This window comes from Commensalibacter sp. Nvir, assembly GCF_963921845.1.
GTDB lineage: Bacteria > Pseudomonadota > Alphaproteobacteria > Acetobacterales > Acetobacteraceae > Commensalibacter.
Window position 1 is genome coordinate 1 of sequence record NZ_CAWUGZ010000064.1, and the last position, 4,870, is coordinate 4,870.

At 31.8% G+C, this 4,870-nt stretch carries 2 protein-coding genes; both read left to right on the forward strand.

Features of this window, described 5'->3' with window-relative positions; all coding sequences use genetic code 11:
• The first annotated feature begins 1,106 nt into the window (after positions 1–1,106).
• Positions 1,107–1,310, forward strand: a complete 204-nt coding sequence (locus tag AABE15_RS04585) for a zinc-finger domain-containing protein (RefSeq protein ID WP_338330104.1) — start codon at positions 1,107–1,109, stop codon at positions 1,308–1,310.
• A gap of 16 nt (positions 1,311–1,326) precedes the next feature.
• Complete coding sequence (polA, locus tag AABE15_RS04590; protein ID WP_338330105.1) at positions 1,327–4,104, forward strand: DNA polymerase I; 2,778 nt, start codon at positions 1,327–1,329, stop codon at positions 4,102–4,104.
• Positions 4,105–4,870: the final 766 nt, after the last annotated feature.

Genomic DNA, 4,870 nt, shown 5'->3' on the forward strand with positions numbered 1-4,870 from the left:
TTAATACAGTGCTTGAAAATTGTAAAATTGCAAAAATAATTCTTTAGTACAGAAATTAAGATTATATCTCTTTACTTCATTTAAAAATAAAAAGGCGCATTGTTATTTTTAAACATTGTTGTTTTACATTTAAAATACAAACTATTGTTTTAAACAAGAACATCCCAGCTGGATTTTTATCCGACGCATAATTAAGAAATTTAATGACTTTATCTTTTAAAACTTTCGCTCAACTGTTATCAGTAAATAGGAAAAATATTTTTCATACAAATAATCCTCTCGTGTTTGATTTGAAAATCAAGAACAAACCAAACGCACTATCAATTTTAAATAATATTTGAATGCTTAGATTTTGTCTCATTAAAAAAAAATTTAAACCTAGAAAACATTTAAACAGCACATTTATTAACTTTATCGGTTTATGCACAATATAATTACTACCCGTATATAAAATACAAACCGACAAATGTCATCCAAACAACAATTATTTAGTATTAAGTAAAGAAATTATTCATCTTTATATTAATTTGATAGAACATTTTCCAAAAACCATACAGAAATAAAACTTAAAAATTCTACTTGCTTAGACATACTTATTGCGAACATTTTATAAAATACCATTATTATAACAAATAAATAACGGGGCTACTTAAAATAAGTACAATAATTTCTTCTATCAGACATAAAAATTCATTTCCTATAATTCCTCTGGATTACGAAGCATTCCATTTTTTTTCTTTTATTAAAAGTTCTTCCCTCTTTTAATTTAAAGCAAAGGAGTTAGTCTTTGGATTATAAAGTGAGAAACTAAACGTTTTTATATATTTCTATTTTAATTATAATACTCGAATCTCTATTACTGATATACGAAATTTATATTGAGCATCCAAACGCATTACGGCTTTACATGTATCTTTTTTTTTTAATATTTTAACCTTTGTTCGATTTTTAAGTTTATCAAAAAAACTACCCCTGTATAAAAAGCATACACAGAGGTAAAATTTATGTTAAGAGTATTACGATATGTACATTTGAAAGAATTCCATTCTGAAAATAACACTTTTCAAGTGTGAAATTATTTCAGATAATTAACAAGGATAATTTACATGGAAACTGAAAAATTTTCCTCTTCAACTCAACAGCAACTCAATTATAACGAGATCGTTTATACTCACTCTAAAATTGTTTCATGTAACGGTAATCATCCTGTATTTGGACATCCTAAAATTTACTTAAAATTTAAATCAGAACAAATCGTCTGTCCTTATTGTTCTAAACTTTTTATTTACCAAAAAAACCCTTTTTCTTAATTGCAAGATCGAATTTATGCTCGGCACCTCTTTTGAAGCAAAACACCTTATACTTGTCGACGGGTCAGGATTCATTTTTAGAGCTTTTCACAGTATACCTTTAATGACTGACCCCCAGGGAACGCCTGTAAATGCAGTGTACGGCTTTACCAATATGATGTTAAAACTCATACGTGAACGCCGAGCCAGCCACATGGCAGTTATTTTTGATGCTGGCAGAAAAACATTTCGTAATAATATTTATCCAACTTACAAAGCGCAAAGACCTCCTCCTCCGGCAGAACTTGTGCCTCAGTTTTCACTTATCAGGGAAGCTTCACAACTCTTAGGTTTACCTACAATTGAAATGACAGGGTGGGAAGCAGATGATCTAATAGCTAGTTATGCCAAAGCAATTGTAGAAGAAGGAGGTAAATGTACCATTATTTCTTCGGATAAAGATTTAATGCAACTTATCAATGATCACGTTTACATGCAGGATCCTATCAAAGAAAAAATTATTAGTGCAGACACGGTTTTTGAAAAATTTGGGGTATATCCCTCAAAAATGATTTCTTTACAAGCATTAATGGGTGATCCAGTCGATAACGTACCTGGCGTACCAGGCATAGGACCCAAAACTGCTGCTGCTTTGCTTAACGAATACGGTGAATTAGAAGATGTGTTGGCTGCTATACCAACCATGAAACCCTCTAAAAGAAAAGAAAGTTTAGAAAACTATCAAGCAAACGCTCGTATTTCTTACCAATTGGTCAAACTCAAAGATGATATTCCTCTTCCTTTAGGTATCGACAAATTAGGATGTTGTAACGAAAACAAAGAAGGCTTAATAGCCTGGTTAACCAAACACGGTTTTCGCTCTATATTGTCACGCTATGCTAAAATTCAGCCGCAAAAGACTAACTTAGCAATCCCAATCCAGACTACTTCCGATCATAATTCTACGGATCAAGATTCATCTACTATATCAGCTACCTATCACAACTATGAAACTATTTCCTCACTAATCCAGCTCGAAAAATGGATAGATTTAATAAAAGAAAACCATTATTGCGCAATTGATACAGAAACGAATAGCCTGAATGCAATTGAAGCAAAACTCATCGGTATCTCTATCGCAGTCTCTCCTGGCAGGGCTTGTTATATTCCCATTCAACACACAGACCAAGAAAATAATATTTTTTTAGACCAGCTTGATTTAAAAATAGTACGTGAAAAATTATCTCCTCTCCTTACAGATACTGCTGTCCTAAAAATTTTTCATAACGCCAAATATGATTGTTTAGTATTAATTTCCAATGAATTCCCTTTACCTATTCCGTATGACGACACCATGCTTATTTCATATGTACAGTCTGCAGGAAAACACCGTCAAAATATGGACGAACTCGCTAAACTATATCTTAGCCACCAAACAATTTTGTATGAAGAGGTAACGGGAACAGGTAGAAATCGTATAGTATTCGACAAAGTTGATCGACAAAAAGCAACAGAATACGCAGCAGAAGACGCAGATGTCACCTTAAGATTATGGCTCCTCTTAAAACCAAAATTAAGAACTGAACAGGTTCTTAGCCTATACGAGCACATGGAGAGACCCTTAGTTCATGTTTTAACCAAGATGGAAGAAAATGGTATTTTAATTGATACAAAACAACTTAAAAAACTCTCTATTGATTTTGATGAAAAAATGTCCCATCAGGCGCAAGAAATTTTTTCTCAAACGCAAGAACAGTTCAACTTAGCCTCACCTAAACAACTTGGTGAGGTACTGTTTGATAAAATGGGTATTTCTGGTGGAAAACGCATGAAGACAGGGGCATGGGGAACGGACTCACGTGTTTTGCAAGAGTTGAGCGATAAAGGATATGATATCGCCGATAAACTATTGGAATGGCGACAATTGGCCAAGCTCAAATCAACCTATACCGATGCATTGGTCAAATGTATTAACCATAAAACCGGACGCGTTCATACCAGTTTTAATATGGTCGGTACGGTTACTGGCCGATTATCCTCCACTGACCCTAACTTACAAAATATACCCATTCGTAGCGAAGAAGGTGTGAAAATAAGAAAAGCTTTTATTGCTGCCCCAGGATATGTACTTATTTCCGCAGATTATTCGCAAATAGAGTTGCGATTATTAGCTCACGTCGCCCATATTCCTCAATTGAAAGAATCTTTTATTAACGAAGAAGATATTCATGCAAGAACCGCTTCAGAAGTTTTCAACGTACCTATTCAAAAAATAGATCCATTAGTTCGAAGACAAGCAAAAGCCATTAATTTTGGAATTATTTATGGTATAAGTGCGTTTGGATTGGCTAAACAGCTAAACGTATCCTCTTCTATTGCTAAAAATTATATAGATACATATTTTAAACGCTATCCAGAAATTAAAGCTTATATGCAAACTACTCAAGAGCACGCCAAAGAATATGGTTATGTTCTTACTCCTTTTGGGAGAAAATGTTGGATTTCTGGAATAAAAACAGCAAAAGGACCCCAAAAAGCCTATGCAGAGAGACAAGCTATTAATGCCCCTTTACAAGGAGGAGCAGCCGATATTATTAAATATGCCATGATTAATATGAATAAAATTATAGAAAATCAAAACATAAATGCAAAAATGCTTATTCAAGTGCATGATGAACTGTTGTTTGAAGTTAAAGAAGAAGAAGCACATGCTTTTGCCACTCTGGTAAAAAAGACAATGGAAAAAGCTGTTCATATATCTGTTCCACTGGTCGTAGAAGCAGGCATAGGGAAAAGCTGGGCCGAAGCGCATTGACTATCTCCTTAAAATAACCTTAAAAAAATTATGCTTTATTTATTTAAAGAAGACGCAAAACAAATGATTTTATATAAAAAAAAATTTTAAACGGTATTGAGAGGTCAATAACCAACGTTACTTTAACGAATAATTACATCCCAGTAATATAATCTACATCAATGTTATAAAATACCTTTTAATTATCTTTGAAGCAAATAAATCGTTTAATGTAATTTTCGTTTATTATACTCATCAAGTAACGTTAGCGATGGTATTTTTAAATTTTATGAATGCTTCATTTCGTATTGCCTATACAATGATTGTAGGAATATTTTGTTAAGAACTCAGCTAAGTTATAAAGGGTTTGAAAGGCAATAATATAAATAAATAGTTTAATACTATACGTGAAAATTTTTAATTCCTGAATTGTTCTTATAATAGAAGAAAACTGAGTTATTGTATTACATTGATTAAATCTAATCTGAGTTCATATTTTTAAACTTAAAAAAGCTATTCGTTTAAAAAATAATTAAACTTGAATGAAAGAACCTACTCATAACAATGGCCGCCAAAAAAAATGAAACCAACCATAATTTTCAGAAACATATTATTATTTTTCTTAAATGATTTTTCTTCTCGTGTCCTTAATAGTATAAATATACAATACAAACATATTTTTGTTTCTCCACACTTTCGTTTAAAACTTGAAATTAATAAGCTTTTCTAAAATTTTTAATTATATAATTTATTCATTGTGCCTGATAATTTTGATTTTTCTTTATAT